Origin of the sequence: Atlantibacter sp. RC6 (assembly GCF_014193285.1) — a bacterium.
In the GTDB taxonomy this organism is placed as follows: domain Bacteria; phylum Pseudomonadota; class Gammaproteobacteria; order Enterobacterales; family Enterobacteriaceae; genus Atlantibacter.
Window position 1 is genome coordinate 57,642 of sequence record NZ_JACHZE010000006.1, and the last position, 21,701, is coordinate 79,342.

The window sequence follows — 21,701 nt, forward strand, 5'->3', positions numbered from 1 at the left end:
TTCCTTACAGGAGTTCTGGCAACCCTTTCAGCAACTTATCCAGCGTGATGGGATAATCACGCACCCTGACGCCCGTGGCGTTATAGATGGCGTTGGCGATAGCCGCGCTGACCCCGCAAATCCCCAGTTCGCCCACGCCTTTGGCTTTCATCGGCGAGGAGATCGGGTCGGTCTCATCAAGGAAAATCACCTCCTGACGCGGAATATCGGCATGAACCGGCACTTCATAGGCGGCCATATCATGGTTAACGAAATACCCCAGCCGGGTATCGATGGCTAACTCCTCCATCAGCGCCGCGCCAAGCCCCATGGTCATCGCGCCGATCACCTGGCTGCGCGCCGTTTTCGGGTTCAGGATCCGGCCCGCCGCGCACACCGCCAGCATCCGGCGCACCCGCACTTCGCCGGTCGCCACGTCCACAGCCACTTCGATGAAATGCCCGGCAAAGGTGGATTGCTGATATTTTTTATCGAGATCGCCAAACTCAATACTGTCTTCGGCGCTCAGCGCCCCGGCATCGGTCAGCGCGACGCTGCGATCCCCGTCGCGGATCTGCCCTTCGGCAAATACCGCTTTATCGGGATTGAAGCCCAGCGTATTCGCCACCGCTTCGCGCAGCTTCACACAGGCCGCATAAACGCCAGCCGTCGAGCTGTTTGCGCCCCACTGCCCGCCAGAGCCAGCGGAAACCGGAAAAGCGGAGTCGCCGAGTTTTACCATCACCTTGTCCAGCGGCACGCCCATCATCTCCGCGGCAGTCTGGGCGATGATGGTATAGCTGCCAGTACCGATATCGGTCATATCGGTTTCTACCGTGACCCCGCCCTGCGCATCCAGATGCACACGTGCGCCGGATGTCATCACCAGGTTGTTGCGAAAGCCCGCCGCCATACCCATCCCCACCAGCCAGCGCCCTTCGCGCACCTGGCCAGGCTTCGGGTTACGCTGGCTCCAGCCAAAGTGTTCCGCGCCCTGGCGTAAACACGCCACCAGTTGGCGCTGCGAGAATTTACGTTGCGGATCGGCAGGGTCCACCTGGGTGTCGTTAATCACGCGAAACTCCACCGGATCCATTTCCAGCTTTTCCGCCATCTCGTCCATGGCGATTTCCAGCACCATCATGCCCGGCGCTTCGCCAGGGGCGCGCATGGCGTTGCCCTCCGGTAAATCGAGCTTCGCCAGCCGCAAACCGGTCAGGCGATTGGCCCCGGCATAGAGAAACTCGGTCTGGTTGGTGGCGGTTTCCGTGGGTCCTCCCGGCACGTTACCGTTCCAGCTCTCATGGGCGATGGCGGTGATATGCCCGTCCTTATCCGCGCCAATGCGTACCCGCTGAATGGTTGCCGGACGATGGGTGGTATTGTTGGGGATCATCGGTCGGGTGAGCATCACTTTCACCGGACGCTTAATGGCCCGCGCCCCCAGGGCCGCCAGCAGCGCATCGCTGCGTAAAAACAGTTTGCCGCCAAAGCCGCCGCCGATATACGGAGAACGCACATGGACGTTTTCTTCGGGAATGTTCAGGGTCTTCGCCAGATCGGTCTGGCACCAGTGGATCATCTGGTTAGAGGTCCAGAGCGTCAGTTTATCCCCGTCCCAGGCCGCCATTGACGCATGCGGCTCCATCGCCATATGGCTCTGATCCGGCGTGGTATAGGTGGCGTCGAGCTTAACCGCGGCGGAAGCAAACGCGCTGTCGAATTCGCCGACTTTTTTATCCGGGGTATCTTCCGGCGGTGTGGTAACGGCGGGCTTTTCTTCAGCCAGATCGTAAGCCCCGCGCTCGCGCTGGTATTCCACCTGAACCAGCTCCGCTGCCGCCCGCGCCTGTTCAAAGGTGTCGGCGACCACCACGGCAATCGCCTGGTGATAATGCTCAATCTTCGGGCCGCCCAGTAGCGTGGCGGCATTTTTTTCACCTTTGCCCAGCTTCCCGGCATTCTCAGCGCTGATCACCGCCAGCACGCCCGGCGCCTTTTGCGCCGCCTGCACATCCATTGAGGTAATACGCCCTTTGGCGATGGCGGAACCGATGACATAGCCATAGGCCGCATTCGGCGCCTCATCATGCCATTCATAGGCATAAGGCGCAGTGCCGGTGGTTTTCAGCGGGCCGTCGATACGATCGTGCGGGCGGCCCACCACGTTAAGCTGGTCGATGGGGTTTTCCTGAGCCGGATTGTCAAATTTCATCAGCTTATGCCCTCGCTTCCGTGAGTACCGAGGCGAGCGTGCGCTTCGCCAGGATCAGCTTGAACTGGTTTTCAGCCGTGGGTTGCGCGCTGGCGAACAGCGTGTCGTAAACCGCCTGCGCGCCGTGAGTGAGTTGCGCATCAGCCTCTGCCATTCGCCAGGGCTTATGGGCCACGCCGCCCAGCGCCACGCGGCCAGTGCCATCGGGCTGCACGATGGCCGCCACGGAGACCAGGGCGAAAGCATACGAGGCGCGATCGCGCACTTTACGGTAGATATGGGTGCCGCCGAGCGGCGCAGGCAGCGTCACGGCGGTAATTAACTCGCCGGCCGTCAGGACAGTTTCCAGATGTGGCGTTCTGCCCGGCGCGCGATAAAACTCCGCCAGCGGAATTTTACGTTCGCTGCCGTCCGGCTTCACCGTTTCGACGACCGCATCCAGCAGCCGCATGGCGACTGCCATATCGCTGGGATGGGTGGCGATGCAGGCATCACTCACGCCCACCACCGCATGCTGGCGGCTAAAGCCTTCCAGCGCGGCGCAGCCGCTGCCCGGCAGGCGTTTATTGCAGGGTTGGTTGGTATCGTAGAAGTACGGGCAACGGGTACGCTGGAGCAAATTGCCCGCCGTGGTCGCCCGGTTGCGTAGCTGCCCTGACGCCCCGGCCAGCAGCGCGCGCGACAGCACCGCGTAATCGCGCCGTACCCGTTGGTCTGCCGCCAGATCGGTATTGCGCACCAGCGCGCCAATACGTAATCCCCCTTCCGGCGTGGGTTCAATGGTATCCAGCCCCAAACCGTTAACGTCGATAAGATGGGTCGGGGTTTCAATTTCCAGCTTCATCAGATCGAGCAGATTGGTGCCGCCGGCGATAAATTTGGCTCCGGCATGCCCCTGAGCGCTGGATGCCGCTTGCGCAGGGGTAGTCACGCGCTGATAGGTAAACGCCTTCATGATTTCTGCCCTCCGGCGACATCCTCAATCGCGGCGAGAATATTGGAATAGGCCCCGCAGCGGCAGATATTCCCGCTCATCCGTTCGCGGATTTCATCGGCATCCATCGACGGCGGCGAAACCAGATCCAGCGTGACGTGGCTCGGGATCCCGGCTTTGATCTCCTCGAGCATTGCCACCGACGAGCAAATCTGCCCCGGCGTACAGTAGCCGCACTGGTAGCCGTCGTGTTTGACGAATGCCGCCTGCATCGGGTGCAGGTTATCCGGCGTGCCGAGTCCTTCGATGGTGGTGATATCGGCATCCTGATGCATTACCGCCAGCGTCAGGCAGGAATTCACCCGTCGACCATCAACAATCACCGTACAGGCGCCGCACTGGCCGTGGTCGCAGCCCTTCTTGGTGCCGGTGAGATGCAGGTTTTCGCGCAGCGCGTCCAGCAAGGTGGTACGGGTATCCACGTTCAGTTCACGGACCTCGCCGTTAACGGTAAAACGCACTGGCGTGATTTCCGGCGGCGGCGTCACCGGCGGCTCGCTGGCCAGCGCCACGCCCGAAGGAACGGCCGCTGTTGCAGCCGTCGCCGCACCAACTTTTAAAAGTTCTCGCCGCGTCAGGTTAAAATGGTGGCGATCGTCGTCAGGATGGGCTTGCTGCTCGTTGTTGCCTTGGTTGCTCATACCAGGCCTCCAGTCATAAAAAAAGGGTAAGAATGGGCGCTTACCGCAATGGTTTTGGAAGTTTTTGAACATTAAGCATAGTCAGCACTGGCAGCAGGATTATTCTTAAATCCTGATAGCCCTGATAAGTTGCGCGAATGAATAAGGAGATAAACGTGAACATTGATATGGCGAACTTTACACCGCTGGCGAGTTTTATCGGCGGATTGCTGATCGGCGGCGCGGCGTGGGTATTAATTGTGTTCTGCGGACGCATCGCCGGGATCAGCGGCATTCTTGGCGGTTTATTAAACCGGAAAACCCCGGATAAAGGCTGGCGGCTGGCGTTCCTGGCGGGAATAGTGCTCGCGCCCTGGCTGTACCGGCTGGTTGCCCCGCTCCCGCCAATTACCGTCGCCACGCCGTGGTGGCTACTGATTATCGCCGGGCTGCTGGTGGGTATCGGTACCCGTTACGCTTCCGGCTGCACCAGCGGGCACGGCGTCTGCGGGTTGTCGCGGCTGTCGCGCCGTTCACTGGCGGCCACCGCCACCTTTATGGGCGTGGCGTTTGTCACCGTCTGGCTAACCGGATTCTGGCGTTAAGGAGCGCAACATGAATAATCTCGTTTCCCTGCTCGCCGGGCTGATTTTTGGCATCGGATTGATCGTCAGCGGCATGGCTGACCCCGCGAAGGTACTGAGCTTTCTGGATATCACCCGGCTGTGGGATCCCGCGCTGGCGTTTGTGATGGGCGGCGCAATCGGCGTCGGCTTCTTTGCCTTTCGCAGCGCGAAAAAGCGCGCGCGGCCCGTCTGCGCAACCGAAATGCATCTGCCGACTTCACAGCAGATTGATCAGCGCCTGATTGGCGGTTCGGTGCTGTTCGGTATCGGCTGGGGGCTGGCGGGGATTTGCCCCGGACCGGGCCTGGTCCTGCTCGGCGCGGGGATCGGCCAGGGCGTGGTCTTTGTGGCGGCGATGATCGCCGGAATGCTGGTTTACCAATGGCTTGAAAACAGAGGCAAATAGCGGCGGCTTGACCTCACATCCCGCAAAGCGCAGCATGAAAACGCACACAACCTATAACGGAGAACAATAATGCAGACAGGGTTACGTTTTCAGGCGGCAGCGCTTCAGGAATTTGTCGAGGCGCTGCTGGGCTATGCGGGCAGTGAGCCGCAGGAAGCGCGGCTGGTGGCCGATCATCTGGTTTCCGCCAACCTGGCAGGCCACGACTCCCACGGCGTGGGGATGATCCCAAGCTACATTCGCTCGCTGGCGCAGGGCTATTTACAGCTTAATCAGCATGCCAGGGTAGTCAAAGACGCCGGTGCGGTGGTGACGCTGGAGGGCAACGCCGCCTTTGGCCAGGTGGCGGCTCATGAAGCTATCCAGTTGGGCATTGAAAAAGCTCGCCAGTTCGGGCTAGCCGCCGTGGCGTTGCATAACTCGCACCATATAGGCCGCATTGGTTACTGGGCAGAAAAATGCGCGGCGGCGGGGTTTATTTCTATTCACTTCGTGAATGTAGTGGGCGACCCGATGGTCGCGCCGTTCGGCGGTAAAGACAGCCGATTCGGCACCAATCCGCTGTGCGTGGTGTTCCCCCGCAAGGATGCGCCGCCGCTACTGTTAGATTACGCCACCAGCGCCATTGCCTTTGGCAAAACCCGCGTCGCCTGGCACAAAGGCGAGCCGGTGGCGGATGGCTGTTTGATTGATCAACATGGCCTGCCGACCAACGATCCGGCCGTGATGCACGTCGCGCCGCTGGGTTCCCTGCTTACCTTCGCCCAGCATAAGGGCTACGCGCTGGCGGCGATGTGCGAAATTCTCGGCGGCGCGCTGTCGGGCGGGAAAACCACCCATCAGGAGACATTACAGGCGAGCGTGGACGCCATCTTCAACTGCATGACCACCCTTATTCTCAACCCCGACCTGTTCGACGCCCCGGATATGCAGCAGCAAACCGACGCGTTTGTGGAGTGGGTAAAACAGTCACCGCACGATCCGGCGCAGCCGGTACAGGTACCGGGCGAATGGGAAATGCATAACCGCGAAGCGCGCCTCGCCCAGGGGATCCCGCTGGATGAAAGTAGCTGGAACGCCATTTGCCAGGCGGCTCGTGAGGCGGGTATGCCGGAAGACGAGCTGGAACGTTTTAAGGCGCAGCTGGGGTAAATTTTTTTCAGGCCCGCCAGGGCCTGTTATTCCATTGCCCGCATCTTCCCTACCAGCTCGGCGATATTCAGCGCCGCCATCTTTTCCATCACTCTGGCGCGATGCACTTCCACCGTGCGCAACGCCACGTTCAACCGCCCGGCGATTTCACGGTTCATCAGGCCCTGGACAATAAACTGGGCGATTTCCCGCTCTTTTGGCGTCAGGCTTTCATAGCGCTGGCGGATCTGCCGCCGCTCGCAGGCAGCAGAAGAGACCGCCTGAGCCCGTTCAATCGCCGCGATAAGCGGCCCGGCGGAGACCGGTTTTTGCAGGAAATCCACCGCGCCGCGCTTCATTTGCTCTACCGCGACCGGCAAATCGCCATGCCCGGTGAGAAAAATTACCGCCAGGGTGCTGCGCCGCTTAAGCAGTTCGCCGTACAGCCCGTGGCCGTCGAGATGCGGCATCCGTAAATCGAGCAGCGCCACGCCCGCTTCATGCAGCGCGGCCTGCGCCAGAAACGTCTGGCTCTCGTTCCAGCACTGAACGCGATAACCAAACCCTTCCAGCAAAAACTGACAAGCTTCGGTCACAGCGACATCATCATCCACCAGATGAACAACCGGCATCAGGTATCCTTAGCGTCATTGATTGAAAATTGCAGCATCACGCGCAGCCCGGTTTTATGGTCCGGCGCGGGATGATTATCCAGCGTGATTTCGCCGTAAGTATCGCGGATCAGCCGTTGGCAGATTGCCAGCCCAAGCCCCATACCGTCGGGTTTGGTGGTATTAAATGGCCGAAACGCGTGGACCAACTGCGCGTCATCTATTCCGCCTGCGTTGTCCTGCACCACAATCCCGCCCTCCTGTTCTGTTAGCCAGATGGCGCTGGCGCCCGCCTGGGCGGCGTTAAGAATCAGGTTGGCGAGCAACTGGTCCAGCACCATCGGCGGCAGCGTCAGGGTTAAGGTGGCCGGTAACTGATTAAACAGCGTCAGCCCTGGATAATGCTGCCCGAGCCGTAGCAGATCTGCGACGCGCTGGGCCGTCTCCCTGGCGGAAACCGTAACAGACTCCCGTTCGGCGGCATCAAACGCAGACGGCTGTTGTACCCAGTGACGAAGATTACGCAGCGTCTCGCCGCCGCGCTGGGCCTGGGCGTCGATATGCTCCAGCGCCGGGATCAAAAAATGGTGCTCATCGGTTTTACGCAGCCGCACCAGGCAGCCCTGGGAATAGTGGCGAATCGCCGACAGCGGCTGGTTGAGTTCGTGAGCGAATCCCGATGCCATTTCCCCCAGCACGCTGAGCTGCCGGGCGTTCTCCAGCGCTTTCTCTTGCTGGCGCAGCGTTTCGCTGGCTTTTGCCAGCTGCCGCCCGCGTCGGCGTACCAGCAGGGCAATCCAGATATGATTAACCGACAGCAACAGCACAACCAGGATCAACACGCCGACCGCAAACTGATTCTGGATGAGCCAACTGCGCACCTCCTGCCAGAGCCGGCGCTGTTCCGGATGCTGATTCACCGCCCGCAGCAGGTTTTCCACTTCACTGGTAGAGACCGGCGCACCCCAGAGAAACGGCGGCTGCTGGTTATTGAGTAACGCGCGCGCCACGCTATCGGCCAGCGCGTTATCGACATCCGGCAACGCGGCAAATGACCAGTTTGGGTACAGCGGCGTGCTGGTGACGCACGGCGCGGCAACCGGATCCACCATCAACGGCCTGAACGCGGTTTTGTCGATTAACCCTTCGGCATCCATTTGCTCCAGCAAACACACCGGCACAATCGCCGCCTGAATCGCCTTCTCACGCAGCAGATACAGCAGCGCATCCCCCGGAAAGCCAGTGAAACGCAGCCTGAAATCTTTCTCAGGCCGAATACCGCGATCGGTTAATGCTTTATAACCGGTAAGATAACCGCCGAATGCCAAAGGATCGATCGCGCCGACGGTTTTGCTGATCAGATCCTGTGGATCCTGTAATTTACTTTCACGGTTTACCAGGATAACGCTGCCGATAATGTTATTGCCGTCTTGCGAGCGCAGCGACGCCAGCCAGCGCAGATAGTAATGGCTGTTTAGCTGGACAAACTGCGCCGGATTAGTGAGTACAAACTGGATGGATTTTTGATTAACCGCCTCGCGCATCTGGCTGAGATCGAGCGGCTGAATACGAAAATGCTCCCCCGGCACCCGCTGGTTCAGGGAATCCGCCAGCGGCTGCCAGTGCCGCAGAGTCGCGGCGTCGCCGCGCATCGCCAGCACGCCGATCGTCCTTTCCCCGGCCATGGCGGATAAGCCGAAGCCAAGGCAAATCATCAGTAATAACGCCCTTTTCACCCTTTCTCCCATCGTGCCGGATTGCGTTAGATCAACAACCCGCCGGGTATGTGGTTTACCACAATAGTCCCTGCCCCTCGCCCATTTTTACACTGTAAATCATACAGATTCTTTATTCATCACGCTGTTAACAACACTGTGACGCATGGATTGTAACGGCGTCCACGGAGATAAGTATGGATATCAGTAAACGCATTTTTCTCAGGCAACTGGGGGTGACGGCGGCGGCGAGCGCGGCCACCCTCCCGCTGGCACAGGCCAAATTGTCTTTTGGGCCGACGCGCCGCGAAGGGTCCGCCACTCACCGCTATGCCATGTTGATCGATTTACGACGTTGCATCGGCTGCCAGTCCTGCACAGTCAGCTGCGCAATTGAGAACCAGACGCCGCAGGGCGAATTCCGCACCACGGTGAACCAGTACCAGGTTCGGCGGGAAAATAGTGACGTTGTCACTAACGTCTTGCTGCCGCGCCTGTGCAACCACTGTGATAACCCGCCCTGCGTGCCGGTGTGCCCGGTGCAGGCCACCTTCCAGCGCGAGGACGGGATAGTCGTGATTGATAACCAGCGCTGCGTCGGCTGCGCCTACTGCGTCCAGGCCTGCCCTTATGACGCGCGCTTTATCAACCATGAAACCCAGACCGCCGATAAATGCACCTTCTGCGTTCACCGTCTGGAAGCAGGTTTGCTGCCCGCCTGTGTGGAGTCCTGCGTGGGCGGCGCGCGCATTATCGGCGATTTGCACAATCCGCAAAGCCGCTTGCGCCAGCTGCTTGATGAGCACAAGGACGCTATCCGGGTGCTGAAACCGGACAATAACACCTCGCCGCAGGTGTTTTATCTGGGCCTCGACGAGGCGCTTGTTAACCCGTTAATGGGCCGCAGCCAGCCTGCGCTGTGGCAGGAGGTGTAAATGTCGCCGCTTATGATTAATGAAGTGCTCGCCCACCCGCAGGATGTGACCTGGCTGCCCTGGGCGGTCCAGTATTTCTTCTTTATCGGTATTGCCGCCTGCTCGGCGCTGCTGGCCTGTGGATTGCGCGGCCGCCACCCGGAACTGGAGCGGCTGACGCTGTTAATTGGCCTGACCTGCGCCATCGCCGCGCCGCTGGCGCTGACGGCCGATCTCCATCAAACCGCCCGGGTGTGGCACTTCTACGCCTGGCCGACGCCGTGGTCGTGGATGCCCTGGGGCGCGCTGTTTTTACCGCTGTTTAGCGGCTTCATCGCCCTGTGGTTTATCGCCGCGACGCTACAGAACATTTACGGCAAAACATTCGCCTGGACCCGCTGGATTGCGTATGCCAGCGCCCTGACGGCGATTGGCTTGCTGCTGTACACCGGGCGCGAAGTCTCGGTGGTGCGCGCCCGCCCAATCTGGTTCAGTTGGTGGTTCCCGCTGGCGATGTTCCTGAGCGCTTTCCAGACCCTGCTGGCGCTGTTGATTGCCGCAACCCGCACGCCACGGCGGCAACAGAGGCTGGCGCGCGGTCTGCTGGTTACCCTGGTGTTGTTGGGCATCACGGTGCTGATGTGGATTTCCGGCGATACGCTGTCCGGCGCGGCGCTGCGCCACTGGCTGGCCTGGCCCCGGGCGCAAACCCTGGCAACGGGCTGGGCGGCATTGTGGCTGTTAACCTTACTCGCGGCGCTGTTTGCCCTTAAGCGTCGGTTACCCCTGCCGGGCGGCATCCTGCTTGCGCTGGCCTCAATGGCGCTGAGCTGGCTGATGCGCTGGACCTTACTCATCGAGGGGCAAACCCTCCCGAAATACAACGCGCTGTTTAACCCCTACGCGCTGCCGATGGGCACCGACGGATTGCTGGCGATTGTCGGCACCTTCGGGCTGTGGATGGCGCTGATTATCATCGCGCGTGAAAGTGTGAATGGCTTAATACGGAGAAATCATCATGCCTGAATTAACCCGTCGTCAGTGGCTTAAAGTGGGGCTGGTACTCGGAGGGGTTGGCGCGTTTGGGCTGAGCTACCGGGATGTGATCAAAAGAACCTTTGACGGGCTGGTCAACGGCAGCGCCGGCAAAGTGACGTTGCACCGCATTTACGGCAATGCGCTGATCCCGGAAGGCCATGCCGCGTCGGGCTGGCAGGCTAATGCGCAGCAGGCGGTGTCGATGACCCAGTGCTTCGGCTGCTGGACCCAGTGCGGTATCCGGGTGCGCGTCGACCGGCAAACCGACAAAATCATCCGTATTGCCGGCAACCCATATCATCCGCTCTCCCAGGAGCAGCACGTTGATGCCAAAATCCCGGTAGCCCAGGCGCTGACGCAAATGGGCGGGGAAAGCGGCCTCGACGCCCGCTCCACCGTCTGTTCCCGTGGCGCGACCACCCTGGAAGCGCTGTACAGCCCGCTGCGCATCCTGGAACCGATGAAACGCGTCGGGAAACGTGGTGAAGGCAAATGGCAGCGCATCAGCTTTGAACAGTTGATTAGCGAAGTGGTGGAAGGCGGCGATCTGTTTGGCGAAGGCCATGTCGACGGGTTACGCGCCATTCGCGACCTGCACACCCCCATCGATCCGGCGCATCCGGGTTTCGGCCCCAAAGCCAACCAGTTGCTGGTCACCAATACCAGCGATGACGGGCGCGATACCTTTATGCGCCGCTTCGCCCAGAACAGTTTCGGCAGTAAAAACTTTGGCGCGCACGGGGCGTACTGCGGGCTGTCCTATCGCGCCGGGTCCGGCGCGCTGATGAACGATCTGGATAAAAACCCGCACGTGAAACCCGACTGGGAACACGTGGAGTTTGCGCTGTTTATGGGCACCTCCCCGGCGCAATCCGGTAACCCGTTTAAGCGCCAGGCCAGCCAGCTTGCCACGGCGCGGTTGCGGGATAATTTCAGTTACGTGGTGGTGGCCCCTGCGCTACCGCTCACCACGGTGATGGCCGACCCGCGCGGCCAGTGGCTGCCGGTGGTGCCGGGCAGCGATTCGGCGCTGGCGATGGGTATGATCCGCTGGATTATCGACAATCAACGCGCTAACGAAAGCTATCTTTCCCTGCCGGGCGCGGCGGCAATGCAGCAGGCGGGTGAAAAAAGCTGGACTAACGCCACCCATCTGGTGATCGCCAGCGACGATCATCCGCTGGCCGGGCAACACCTTACCGCCGCGCTGCTGAACGGCGGCGGCGACAACGTGCTGGTGGTTGATCGCATGGGGGAACTGGTGCCCGCAGAAAGCTGCTCCGCCGCCACGCTGTGGGTTTCCCGTACCCTGACCTTGCAGGACGGCAGCGAGGTGACGGTGAAAAGCGCGTATCAATTGTTGAAAGAGAGCGCGGAGAAACTGTCGCTGGAACAGTACAGCCGCCAGTGCGGCGTGCCGGTGGCGCGTATCATCCAACTGGCGGACGCCTTTACCCGCCACGGGCGCAAAGCGGCGGTGATTACCCACGGCGGGATGATGTCCGGCAACGGCTTCTATAACGCCTGGGCGGTGATGATGCTAAACGCGCTGATCGGCAATCTCAGCCTGGAAGGCGGCGTGTTCGTCGGCGGCGGCAAGTTTAACGGCGTGACCGACGGGCCGCGCTATAACCTGGCGAGCTTCCCCGGCATGGTCAAACCCAAAGGGCTGAATATTGGCCGTAGCAAAGCCGCCTATGAAAGCTCCGATGAATATCGCCAGAAAGTCGCCGCCGGGCAGTCGCCGTGGCCCGCCAAAGCGCCGTGGTATCCGTTTGTCGCCGGGCAACTTACCGAGCTGCTGCCCTGCGCGCTTAACGGCTACCCTTACCCACTGAAGGCGTGGATCTCTAACATGACTAACCCGTTATACGGCATTGCCGGGTTCCGGGCGGTGGCGGAGGAGCAGCTCAAAGATCCGGCGCGGCTGCCGCTGTTTATCGCCATCGACGCGTTTATCAATGAAACCACCGCGCTGGCGGATTATCTGGTGCCGGATACCCATAACTTTGAAAGCTGGGGGTTCAGCGCGCCCTGGGCGGGGGTCGCCAGTAAAGCCACCACCGCGCGCTGGCCGGTGGTGAAACCCGCTACCGCCCGCACCGCCCAAGGCGATCCGGTTTCTATGGAGGCGTTTTGCATCGCCGTGGCGCAGCGCATCGGCCTGCCCGGCTTCGGCGATAACGCCATGCAGGACAGCGATGGCAATGCGCTGGCGCTTCATCGCGCGGAGGATTATTACCTGCGTGTGGCGGCCAATATCGCGTATGCCGGAAAAGCGCCCGCGCCTGCCGCCAGTGATGAGGACATCCAACTGACCGGTGTCGACCGGCTGATGCCCGCCATCAACCAGACGCTTAAACCCGATGAAGCCCGGCGGGTGGCGTTTATCTTTACCCGCGGCGGGCGGTTTGCGCCGCATCAGTCGGGGCGGGAAAACGGCAGCATCGGCAATCGCTGGGATAAACCGTTGCAAATCTGGAACGCCGAGGTGGCAAAGCATCGCCACGCCATTACCGGCGAGCGTTACAGCGGCTGTCCGGCCTGGTATCCGGCGCGGTTGTCAGACGGTAAAGCGCTGGACGAGGTGTATCAGCCGGACGCCTGGCCGCTGAAGATGATCTCGTTTAAGTCCAACGTGATGAGCAGTTCCACCATTGTGATCCCGCGCCTGCACCACGTGAAGCCGGTTAATCTGGTGGCGCTTAATCCGCAGGATGGCAAACGCTTTGGCGTGAAGCACGGCGATGAAGTGCGCATTACCACGCCGGGCGGCAGTACCACCGCGCAAATTAGCCTGCTGGAAGGCGTGATGCCCGGCGTGATTGCCGTCGAACACGGCTATGGTCACCGGGAAATGGGCGCCAGCCAGCACACGCTGGACGGCGAGCCGCTGGCGGTCGCGCCGCAGAATGGTTCCGGTATCAATCAAAACGATTTGGGCTTTGCCGATCCGACCCGCACGGTGCCGAACACCTGGCTGGACTGGGTATCCGGCTCGGCGGTGCGCCAGGGATTGCCGGCGAAGATTGAGCGCATCTGACCTATAACGCCGCTTTATAAATAAAGCGGCGCTTTAAGCTAAAAGAGCTACATCTTATTAATCGCGCTATACATTTAATAAAAAAACACCATACTAACGAGCGTTATTTAATATAAATGGAGTTACTAAAGAATATTACGTCAGGCTTTGTTAAACACTCCTAAATTAATTATTTCTGATTCGCTTGTCGCTTTCGGAACTATTCAGGTGTATTAGTGATGACCCCAGGAAAACAAGTCATTATGTGGCTTTTTCAGTTCACTTCGTTTTTTGTCATTTTTGCCGCTTTTTACTGCTTTTTGCCTGAAATGGATTTGTACGAATTGATAAGTCAACGCGTTGGTTTTATAAGCGAACAATACTGGAATGATTTTTTTATGTTTAGTGTCCTGGCTGCGTCAGTATTCGCGAACGCCATAGTTATTTTTTTATTCGCTACAATTCGGCAGAAATCCAAAATGCGCTTTACGGTTCAGTAGGCCTACATTATAAAAAATAACTCGCACCGCCGCGCAATGCCGCGGCGTGATTCATGAATAATATTCATTAACTCTTGCGGATTTACCTGGCTAATCATGTCACCCACGCTCAATTAAGCTGTCTGTTCCTGCCTGCCGCGCGTTAGTGCGCGGCCGAACAATCTGTCATTAAGGAACACAACCAATGCAAAAACGTCTACTCGGCAATAGTGGTCTTGAAGTCTCGGCGCTGGGCCTGGGTTGTATGGGCCTGAGCTACGGCTACGGTCCGGCGACCGATACCCGCCAGGCGGTAGAGCTGATCCGCGCCGCCGTTGAGCGCGGCGTGACCTTTTTCGATACCGCTGAAGTGTATGGCCCGTATTTGAATGAGGAAGTCGTCGGCGAAGCGCTTAAACCACTGCGTGATAAGGTGGTGATCGCCACCAAATTCGGTTTCAGCTTCGGGGATGACAATAAACAGCAGAACCTTAACAGCCGCCCGGAGCATATCCGTAAAGCGGTGGAAGGCTCGCTGCGCCGCCTGAAAACCGAGGTTATTGATTTGCTTTACCAACATCGCGTTGACCCGGAGGTGCCCATTGAGGACGTGGCGGGCACCGTCAAAGACTTGATCAACGAAGGCAAAGTGAAGCACTTCGGGTTATCCGAAGCGGGCGTTAATACCATCCGTCGCGCCCATGCGGTGCAACCGGTCAGCGCGTTGCAAAGCGAATACTCCCTGTGGTGGCGCGAGCCGGAACAGGAAATCATCCCGACGCTGGAACAATTAGGCATTGGCTTTGTGCCGTTCAGCCCGTTAGGGAAAGGGTTTTTAACCGGGGCGATAAGCGCCGATACGCCGTTTGGCGACGACGATTTCCGTAGCAAAGTGCCCCGCTTTGCCCAGGAAGCGCGGGAAGCCAACCAGCAACTGGTGATACGCATTAAAGCGCTAGCAGACGACAAAGGCGTGACACCGTCACAAATCGCACTGGCGTGGCTGCTGGCACAGAAGCCGTGGATTGTGCCTATTCCGGGCACCACCAAACTGCATCGCCTAGAGGAAAATCTTGGCGCGGCGCAGGTCACGCTAAATGAACAGGAACTTAGCGCCATCGCCCAGGCGCTGGAAACGGTGCGCATTGTTGGCGAACGCTACCCCGCCGCTTTACAGGCGCGGGTCGGGCGTTAATCGTAAGCGGAGCCAGGGATGGTTTATACTGGCTCCATCACCTCGCTCCAGGACAATCCCTTGCTAAAAGAGAACTTTAACGATCTGATTGCCTTTCTGGTGGTGGCGCAGGAGCGCAGTTTTACCCGCGCCGCCGCAAAGCTCGGTCTGTCGCAGTCGGCCCTGAGCCACTCGATGCGCGGGCTGGAAGAGCGCATGGGTATCCGTCTGTTGACCCGCACTACCCGCAGCGTGTCGCCCACCGAGGCTGGCGAACGGCTGGCGGAACGGCTGGGGCCGCACTTCCGCGATATCGAAAGCGAGCTCAACACCATGAAGGAGATGCGCGAGGTGCCTGCCGGCAATATCCGCATCACCGCCGGCGAACATGCCGTGGACTGGGTGCTATGGCCGGTGCTGTCGCCGTTTCTCACCGCCTGGCCGGATATCCATGTCGAAGTGACGGTGGATAACGCCCTGTCGGATATCGTTACAGAGCGTTTTGACGCCGGCATTCGCCTCGGCGAACAGGTGGCGAAGGATATGATTGCCGTGCCGGTCAGCCCGCCTATGCGCATGGCGGTAGTCGGCTCAGCCGATTATTTTGCCCGCTATCCCGCCCCGCAGGTACCGGCCGATCTCCAGCAGCATCGCTGCATCAATATGCGCCTGCCGACGCTGGGCGGTTTGTATGCCTGGGAGTTTTCCCGCGACGGCAAAGAACTGCGGGTACGCGTGGAGGGCCAGTTGACCATTAATCCGATTCGCCACCGGATTGATGCGGCGCTGGCGGGAACCGGGCTGGTTTATCTGCCGGATGATACGGTGCGTGATGAGCTGGCGGACGGTCGGCTGGTGCGGGTGCTTGAGACGTGGTGCGAGCCGTTTCCGGGATACTATCTCTACTATCCCAGCCGTCGGCAGCACACCACGGCGTTTTCGTTGTTTGTCGAGGCGCTGCGCTTTCGGGGGTAAATTACTGCCCCTGATACTGCGCGTCGGTCACTTTTTCCAGCCACTCCACCGGGCTACCGTTAACCGATTCGGCGATGGCGATATGCGTCATGGCGGTATTCGGCGCTGAGCCGTGCCAGTGTTTGACGTTTTCCGGGATCCAGACAATATCCCCGACGTTGATTTCCCGCAGCGGTTTGCCCCACTCCTGCACCAGCCCTTTCCCCTGGGTGACGATCAGCGTCTGGCCCAGCGGATGGGTATGCCAGGCGGTACGCGCGCCGGGTTCGAAAGTCACGGTCGCGCCGCTAACGCGGGCGGGCTCAGTGGCCTGAAACGGTGAATCAATCCGCACCTGGCCGGTAAACCAGCTGTCCGGCCCTTTCGCCGACGCCTGTGAACCACTCGGGGTAATTTTCACTTTGTCTTCCTCTGCGCCCAGCGCTGCCCCGGAGGTCAGCACTGAGAGCATCACCGTCATTGCGCTCAATAATTTCATGGATGGCTCGCTGTTGTGGATGCCCGTCCGGGCGATGACTAAAAGCCTAATCGCCCCCTGCATTCACATCCATGCATAAAACCGGGATGGTGTTATGAGCGCAGCTCATTAATCGGCGTTAGCTGGATTTCAGTCCGGCCGAGGTCATCAACAAACGCAGCACCATGCTGACCGCGCCGAGCGCCAGGATACTGGCGGCCCATATCACCACCAGCCAGACAATCTGGCTCAGTTTGCTTTGCCGTTTTTCCATCAGTGATAGCCCTCCCCGTGGCGCACTTTGCCGCGAAACACGTAATAGCTCCAGAAGGTATACGCGAGGATCACCGGGATAATCAGCAGCGCGCCCACCAGCATAAAGCCCTGGCTGGCTGGCGGCGCGGCGGCCTCCCACAGAGAGATATTAGGTGGGATTATGTTCGGCCAGATGCTGATCCCCAGCCCGCTAAAGCCAAGGAACACCAGCGCCAGCGTCAGGATAAATGCCGTGGCGTGGTGGCCAGGGCGCGAGACGGTTTTCCACAGCGCCAGGCTGCAAATCAGCACCAGCACGGGCACCGGCAGGAAGAACCACAAATTAGGCAGCGAGAACCAGCGCTGGGCGATATCGTCATGGGTAAGCGGCGTCCAGGCGCTGACAATCGCCATCACGATTAACAGCAGGATTAACAGCGGCGGCGTCAGCTGGCGCATCCGGGTAAACAGCGGATCTTCGCTTTTCATGATGAGCCACGTGGCGGCCAGCAGCGCGTAAGTCACCACCAGCCCCAGACCGCAGAACAGATTGAACGGGGTTAACCAGTCCAGCGCGCCGCCTGCGAAGGTGCGCCCTTCCACCGGGAAGCCGTTAATCACCGCGCCGACGATGATCCCCTGGCAAAAAGTCGCCAGGATCGAGCCCGCCAGAAAGGCCACATCCCACCAGGGACGGTGCGATTCGGTGGCTTTGAAGCGAAACTCAAACGCCACGCCGCGGAAAATCAAACCGATCAGCATCAGGGTAATGGGAATGGTCAGGGCGTCGGCAATCACCGCGTAAGCCAGCGGGAATGCGCCGAACAACCCTGCGCCGCCCAGTACCAGCCAGGTTTCGTTACCGTCCCACACTGGCGCGACGCTGTTGACCATCACGTCACGGTCGTGCGGGTCGCGGATAAACGGAAACAGCACCCCAATCCCCAGGTCGAAGCCATCCATCACAATGTACATCAGGGTCGAGAAAACAATAATGACGAACCACACTACCGACAGGTCGAAGTTCATTATCTTTTCTCCTCTTCCAGACGCTCGCCCACGGCGGAAATGGGCCGCGCGGGTCGGCCATCGGTTTTCGACGACAAATCGTCTTCGGGCTGCGGGCCCACTTTTATCAGCCGGATCAGGTACAGATACCCGACGCCAAACACCAGGGTATACACCACGATAAACACCAGCAGGCTGATCGACATTTGCAGGTCGCTATGGGCCGAGACCGCATCCCGGGTGCGCATCAGCCCATACACCACCCAGGGCTGACGCCCCACCTCGGTGGTCACCCATCCGGCCAGAATCGCAATCAGTCCGGAGGGCCCCATCCACAGCGCAAAATGGAGAAACGGTCGCGACTGGTACAGCCGACCGCGATAACGCAGCCACAGGCTTGCCAGCCCCAGTCCAATCATCAGCACGCCCATTCCCACCATCAGGCGGAACGACCAGAACACGATGGTGGAATTGGGCCGCTCGTCTTTAGGGAAATCTTTCAGCGCCGGCACCTGTTGGTCGAGGCTGTGGGTCAGGATCAGGCTGCCAAGCGCCGGAATTTCCAGCCCGTAGCGGGTGCGCTCCTGCTCCATATCCGGCCAGCCCACCAGCAGCAGCGGCGTCGGCTCGCCGGGCGGGTTTTCCCAGTGCCCTTCAATGGCGGCGATTTTCGCGGGCTGGTGCTTGAGGGTGTTCAGGCCGTGCATATCGCCGATCACCGCCTGAATGGGGGCCACCAGCAGCGCCATCCACAGCGCCATGGAGAACATTTTGCGCACCGCCGGGGTGTCGTTGCCTTTCAGCAGGTGCCAGGCGGCGGACGCGCCGACGAACATGGCGCTACTTAAAAACGCCGCCACCGACATATGGAACAGCCGGTACGGGAATGACGGGTTAAAAATCACCGCGAACCAGTCAGCGGGCACCACCTGGCCGTTGATAATCTCGTGGCCCTGCGGCGTGTGCATCCAGCTGTTGGACGCGAGGATCCAGAAGGTGGACATCAGCGTGCCCAGCGCCACCATGCAGGTCGAGAAAAAGTGCAGTCCGGGGCCGACCTTGTTCCAGCCGAACAGCATCACGCCAAGGAAACCGGCCTCGAGGAAGAACGCGGTCAGCACTTCATAAGTCAGCAGCGGGCCGGTAATGCTCCCGGCGAACTGGGAAAATCCGCTCCAGTTGGTGCCAAACTGATAGGCCATCACCAGACCGGACACCACCCCCATACCGAAGTTAACGGCAAAAATTTTCAACCAGAATTTATACAGCGAACGCCACAGCGGATGGTGGGTCTTCAGCCACATCCCTTCCAGCACCACCAGATAGCTGGCAAGCCCGATGGTGATCGCCGGAAAAATAATGTGAAAGGATACGGTGAAGGCAAACTGTATCCTGGCAAGAATAAACGCGTCTAAACCAAACATGGCTGCCTCATCATCGACAAACCGGTATTAAACGGACCGGCAGTAAGTTATTTAACGCCTTGAGTATAGACGCAGAAAATGAAGGCAATGGATGACCCTGAGCAGGGAGGGAAAATAGCGGCAAGCGGCACTGACATTATTTTCTGATTGATGACGCCTTTCCCGGCGCGCCCTGCCAGCCAGCGGAGCATGGCACAGCGCCTGCGGTAATCTATTCAGGGATCAGGATAGCTAGAATGGAGAAATATTCGCGTCTGCCGCTGCGTTAATATCCATCCTGAATCGTGGCATTAAAATAACTTTAATTCGCAGCGGCAGCGTATTGCCGGGAAAATAACCGAAAATAAAATCGATGGTTATAAAATCCGCTCAGGCTGATCATCATTAAGTGCCTGATGTAATTGCCGGAGGGTCAGTAAGGTCAGTTCTCCGAGCGCGCGATAAAAGCCCTGCGGATGGGCATGGTTCAGCGCCTGCTGGTACAGCGGCAGCCACGTCAGGAAATGCTCGCCCAGCAGCTCCAGCAGCGCCCGGGGCTGGTTTGCCATCGCCAGCCATGACGCCTGAAACAGCATCAGCCCGATATGATCCGCCGGTTCCGGATGGCCGGTATGCAGCGTGATACGGTGCTGGTTAAGAAAATCCATCAGCCGCAGCGTGGAGTCGCCCTGTAATACCTGTTCCGGATCGAGCCATACCGATCCCCACGGCGGCGCAGGCAAACTCGCCGGGCCGACGAACAACCACTGCCATTGCTGCTGGAGCAACGCCCTGTCCCGCTGCGCCAGTTCAGGTTGCAGGGCCGCGATGTCTGCGTGCTGCGCGGGCCAGAGTGCCGGCCAGTCCGGCGTCTGGAAAAATTCGCCCAGCGGCGTAAACGCATCTGACTGCGGCGCGGTACGGTACGCGCTCGCCAGCAGGTTGAGCAACTGGGCCCAGTGGGCTAAATCCGCTTTCATGATGATTCCTTATCGCATGCCGATGGTGTGTTGTCGGCAAAATGGGCAGGTGGATTGTTCAGCCGTCCAGGCGCTGAACAGCTGGCCGCAGGTGGCGCAGCGCTGCTGAACGACCGCTAAACGCCGTTCGGCAACGTGATTAATCGCCTTTTCGCTGTCAATGGCGTTGGGGAAACAGACCGCCGTACACTGGCCGCAACCGGTGCAGCGGGCATTGTCGAGGGTGATATGGTCGGCCTCAAGGCGAATCGCCTGCTCCGGACAGATACGCGCGCAAGCCCCACACAAATAGCACCGTTCGGCATGAAAATTGATTGAATAATGATTAATGAAAGTGACAGCGTCACGCAATGCGCGGCGGCCATACGGCACCGACCCGCTGTCCGTTTCGTTAGCCATTCTCAACCACTGGCGGCGCACAGTATTCACCGGATGCGCCGCAGGCTGCGCCAGCCGCCATACCGGCTGTTCCAGCGCTTTGAGCCTGAGATTGAGTTCCGCAATCGCCCGCAACCACCCTTCACCAGGCGTATCCAGTTCAATGGCCCGGATGCCGTAATGAAAATGCCACATCAGCAGTTCATCCACACAGGCTGGCTGGGCGCTCAGCGGCGCGGTCAGGCGATCCTGATGCCAGTGACGTTTAATGGGGGAGATATTCTCCAGCGCGTCGGTTGGGCAGGCAAACAGGCAGTGCCCGCATCGATTGCACTTATCGTCATCAATAACGATGTTGCCATCGGTCAGTGAGATGGCTGCCAGAGGACAAGCGTCAATACAGGCCTGACAAGGGTTTTTCTTAACCTTGTGGCGAACGCATAACAACCCTGCGCCGGGCGGCGCAGGGTTGAGGTTTAACGACAGCAGCGACATATCAGTTCAGGCTAAAAAAGGTATAGCGAGCCATGATTTCCGCCACCACCAGCAGCACGCTACCAGAGAGCGCGACACCACGGGCAATGCGCCGCTGGCGCAGCGAAAGCGCGAACAGCGCGGCCCCTGCTACCATCAGGCACCAGGCTGCCATACGCACGCTGGCTAACCCATCAAATGCCGCCAGCGCCTGCAGCGGGAATGTGACAACGTCACTCACACGCGACTGCGCCAGAAAGCTCATATACGCGGGTTGTTCCACCAGCCGTGCCGCCACGGCAACCACCACGGCAGCCACCGCCAGTTTCGCGAGATCGCGCATTTCACCGTTACGCCCGCGCGGCACCAACATCAGCATCGCCAGCACTGCGCCGAGGATCAGCACCGAGCCGTAGAACATAAACAAGGTGTTGAAATGCATCCAGGTGACGACCGACGCGCTGATGTAGATATTGCTCATGCAATAGACATCCACCAGCCCGATCAGCCCGGCCAACAGCACCAGCAGCGGCACGATACGTTTGGCGAACAGCGCCAGCAACGTCGTTACGCCAAGCACGCCCAGATACAGCGCGGCAAGGATGATTTCGCGGCTCAGCCAGGAGCTGGCGATATGGCGCAGGGAATTAAACGCGTTAAGCGGATAACCCAGATGCGCGACCGACGCGATTAAACCCACGCCGCCCAGCACACAGCTGGTAATCAACGCCACGCGCAGCGCCTGGCTGTTTGCCTGGCGGTTAAAGGCGTTAACGGCGCTGAACAGCGTCAAACCCACCGACGCCTGCACCAGCAGAGTAAAAATCAATAATGGCCATTCATGCAT

At 59.5% G+C, this 21,701-nt stretch carries 20 protein-coding genes; 8 read left to right on the forward strand and 12 right to left on the reverse strand.

Translation table 11 applies throughout. From position 1 onward, the window contains the following. Positions 1-4 precede the first annotated feature (4 nt). Genes paoC through paoA form a run of 3 tightly spaced genes read right to left on the reverse strand, consistent with a single transcriptional unit; the run spans position 5 to position 3,829 of the window. Positions 5-2,194: an aldehyde oxidoreductase molybdenum-binding subunit PaoC gene (gene paoC, locus FHW74_RS14320; RefSeq protein ID WP_183171073.1), complete on the reverse strand. Its 2,190-nt coding sequence runs from the start codon at positions 2,192-2,194 to the stop codon at positions 5-7. Positions 2,195-2,198: 4 nt separating this feature from the next. Next, positions 2,199-3,149: a xanthine dehydrogenase family protein subunit M gene (locus tag FHW74_RS14325; protein WP_183171074.1), complete on the reverse strand. Its 951-nt coding sequence runs from the start codon at positions 3,147-3,149 to the stop codon at positions 2,199-2,201. Next, positions 3,146-3,829: an aldehyde dehydrogenase iron-sulfur subunit PaoA gene (gene paoA / locus FHW74_RS14330; protein WP_183171075.1), complete on the reverse strand. Its 684-nt coding sequence runs from the start codon at positions 3,827-3,829 to the stop codon at positions 3,146-3,148. Before paoA ends, FHW74_RS14325 begins: the two co-directional genes overlap by 4 nt. Before the next feature lie 155 nt (positions 3,830-3,984). Between paoA and FHW74_RS14335 the strand changes: the two genes are divergently transcribed. From FHW74_RS14335 to FHW74_RS14345, 3 genes are all read left to right on the forward strand, one after another. Then, the gene (locus FHW74_RS14335; RefSeq protein WP_183171076.1) at positions 3,985-4,413 is read left to right on the forward strand and encodes a YeeE/YedE family protein; all 429 of its coding nucleotides are present in this window, start codon (positions 3,985-3,987) and stop codon (positions 4,411-4,413) included. Between the two features lie 10 nt (positions 4,414-4,423). Further along, the gene (locus FHW74_RS14340) at positions 4,424-4,840 is read left to right on the forward strand and encodes a YeeE/YedE family protein (RefSeq protein WP_183171077.1); all 417 of its coding nucleotides are present in this window, start codon (positions 4,424-4,426) and stop codon (positions 4,838-4,840) included. 69 nt (positions 4,841-4,909) lie between these two features. Then, the gene (locus FHW74_RS14345) at positions 4,910-5,992 is read left to right on the forward strand and encodes a malate/lactate/ureidoglycolate dehydrogenase (protein WP_183171078.1); all 1,083 of its coding nucleotides are present in this window, start codon (positions 4,910-4,912) and stop codon (positions 5,990-5,992) included. A 26-nt stretch (positions 5,993-6,018) separates the two neighbouring features. On the opposite strand, the gene ttrR is transcribed toward FHW74_RS14345, so the two are convergent. Then, complete coding sequence (gene ttrR / locus FHW74_RS14350; RefSeq protein ID WP_183171079.1) at positions 6,019-6,603, reverse strand: tetrathionate respiration response regulator TtrR; 585 nt, start codon at positions 6,601-6,603, stop codon at positions 6,019-6,021. After that, complete coding sequence (ttrS, locus tag FHW74_RS14355) at positions 6,603-8,330, reverse strand: tetrathionate respiration histidine kinase TtrS (RefSeq protein ID WP_183171080.1); 1,728 nt, start codon at positions 8,328-8,330, stop codon at positions 6,603-6,605. The genes ttrR and ttrS overlap by 1 nt, the downstream gene beginning before the upstream one ends. Positions 8,331-8,494: 164 nt before the next feature. Between ttrS and ttrB the strand changes: the two genes are divergently transcribed. From ttrB to FHW74_RS14380, 5 genes are all read left to right on the forward strand, one after another. Next, complete coding sequence (gene ttrB / locus FHW74_RS14360) at positions 8,495-9,232, forward strand: tetrathionate reductase subunit TtrB (RefSeq protein ID WP_183171081.1); 738 nt, start codon at positions 8,495-8,497, stop codon at positions 9,230-9,232. Further along, positions 9,233-10,237 (forward strand): tetrathionate reductase subunit TtrC, encoded by a 1,005-nt coding sequence (gene ttrC / locus FHW74_RS14365; protein ID WP_183171082.1) that lies wholly within the window; start codon positions 9,233-9,235, stop codon positions 10,235-10,237. Continuing rightward, the gene (ttrA, locus tag FHW74_RS14370) at positions 10,230-13,292 is read left to right on the forward strand and encodes a tetrathionate reductase subunit TtrA (protein ID WP_183171083.1); all 3,063 of its coding nucleotides are present in this window, start codon (positions 10,230-10,232) and stop codon (positions 13,290-13,292) included. The genes ttrC and ttrA overlap by 8 nt, the downstream gene beginning before the upstream one ends. Before the next feature lie 663 nt (positions 13,293-13,955). Beyond that, positions 13,956-14,945 (forward strand): aldo/keto reductase, encoded by a 990-nt coding sequence (locus tag FHW74_RS14375; RefSeq protein WP_183171084.1) that lies wholly within the window; start codon positions 13,956-13,958, stop codon positions 14,943-14,945. A 60-nt stretch (positions 14,946-15,005) separates the two neighbouring features. Continuing rightward, the gene (locus tag FHW74_RS14380) at positions 15,006-15,899 is read left to right on the forward strand and encodes a LysR family transcriptional regulator (RefSeq protein WP_183171295.1); all 894 of its coding nucleotides are present in this window, start codon (positions 15,006-15,008) and stop codon (positions 15,897-15,899) included. A 1-nt stretch (position 15,900) separates the two neighbouring features. Here the strand turns inward: FHW74_RS14380 and FHW74_RS14385 are convergent, their stop codons facing one another. The 7 genes from FHW74_RS14385 to FHW74_RS14415 all read right to left on the reverse strand — a co-directional run bounded on the left by FHW74_RS14385 (position 15,901) and on the right by FHW74_RS14415 (position 21,701). Next, on the reverse strand, positions 15,901-16,350 hold the full coding sequence (locus tag FHW74_RS14385; RefSeq protein WP_370528037.1) for a cupin domain-containing protein: 450 nt from the start codon (positions 16,348-16,350) through the stop codon (positions 15,901-15,903). 145 nt (positions 16,351-16,495) lie between these two features. Further along, on the reverse strand, positions 16,496-16,630 hold the full coding sequence (locus FHW74_RS14390) for a DUF2474 domain-containing protein (RefSeq protein ID WP_125293293.1): 135 nt from the start codon (positions 16,628-16,630) through the stop codon (positions 16,496-16,498). Then, positions 16,630-17,640, reverse strand: coding sequence for a cytochrome d ubiquinol oxidase subunit II (cydB, locus tag FHW74_RS14395; RefSeq protein WP_183171086.1), 1,011 nt, complete (start codon positions 17,638-17,640; stop codon positions 16,630-16,632). Before cydB ends, FHW74_RS14390 begins: the two co-directional genes overlap by 1 nt. Then, complete coding sequence (locus tag FHW74_RS14400) at positions 17,640-19,043, reverse strand: cytochrome ubiquinol oxidase subunit I (RefSeq protein ID WP_183171087.1); 1,404 nt, start codon at positions 19,041-19,043, stop codon at positions 17,640-17,642. The genes cydB and FHW74_RS14400 overlap by 1 nt, the downstream gene beginning before the upstream one ends. 356 nt (positions 19,044-19,399) lie before the next feature. Next, positions 19,400-20,002, reverse strand: a complete 603-nt coding sequence (dmsD, locus tag FHW74_RS14405) for a Tat proofreading chaperone DmsD (RefSeq protein ID WP_183171088.1) — start codon at positions 20,000-20,002, stop codon at positions 19,400-19,402. 9 nt (positions 20,003-20,011) lie between these two features. Further along, the gene (locus tag FHW74_RS14410; protein ID WP_183171089.1) at positions 20,012-20,875 is read right to left on the reverse strand and encodes a 4Fe-4S binding protein; all 864 of its coding nucleotides are present in this window, start codon (positions 20,873-20,875) and stop codon (positions 20,012-20,014) included. A 1-nt stretch (position 20,876) separates the two neighbouring features. After that, complete coding sequence (locus FHW74_RS14415; protein ID WP_183171090.1) at positions 20,877-21,701, reverse strand: DmsC/YnfH family molybdoenzyme membrane anchor subunit; 825 nt, start codon at positions 21,699-21,701, stop codon at positions 20,877-20,879.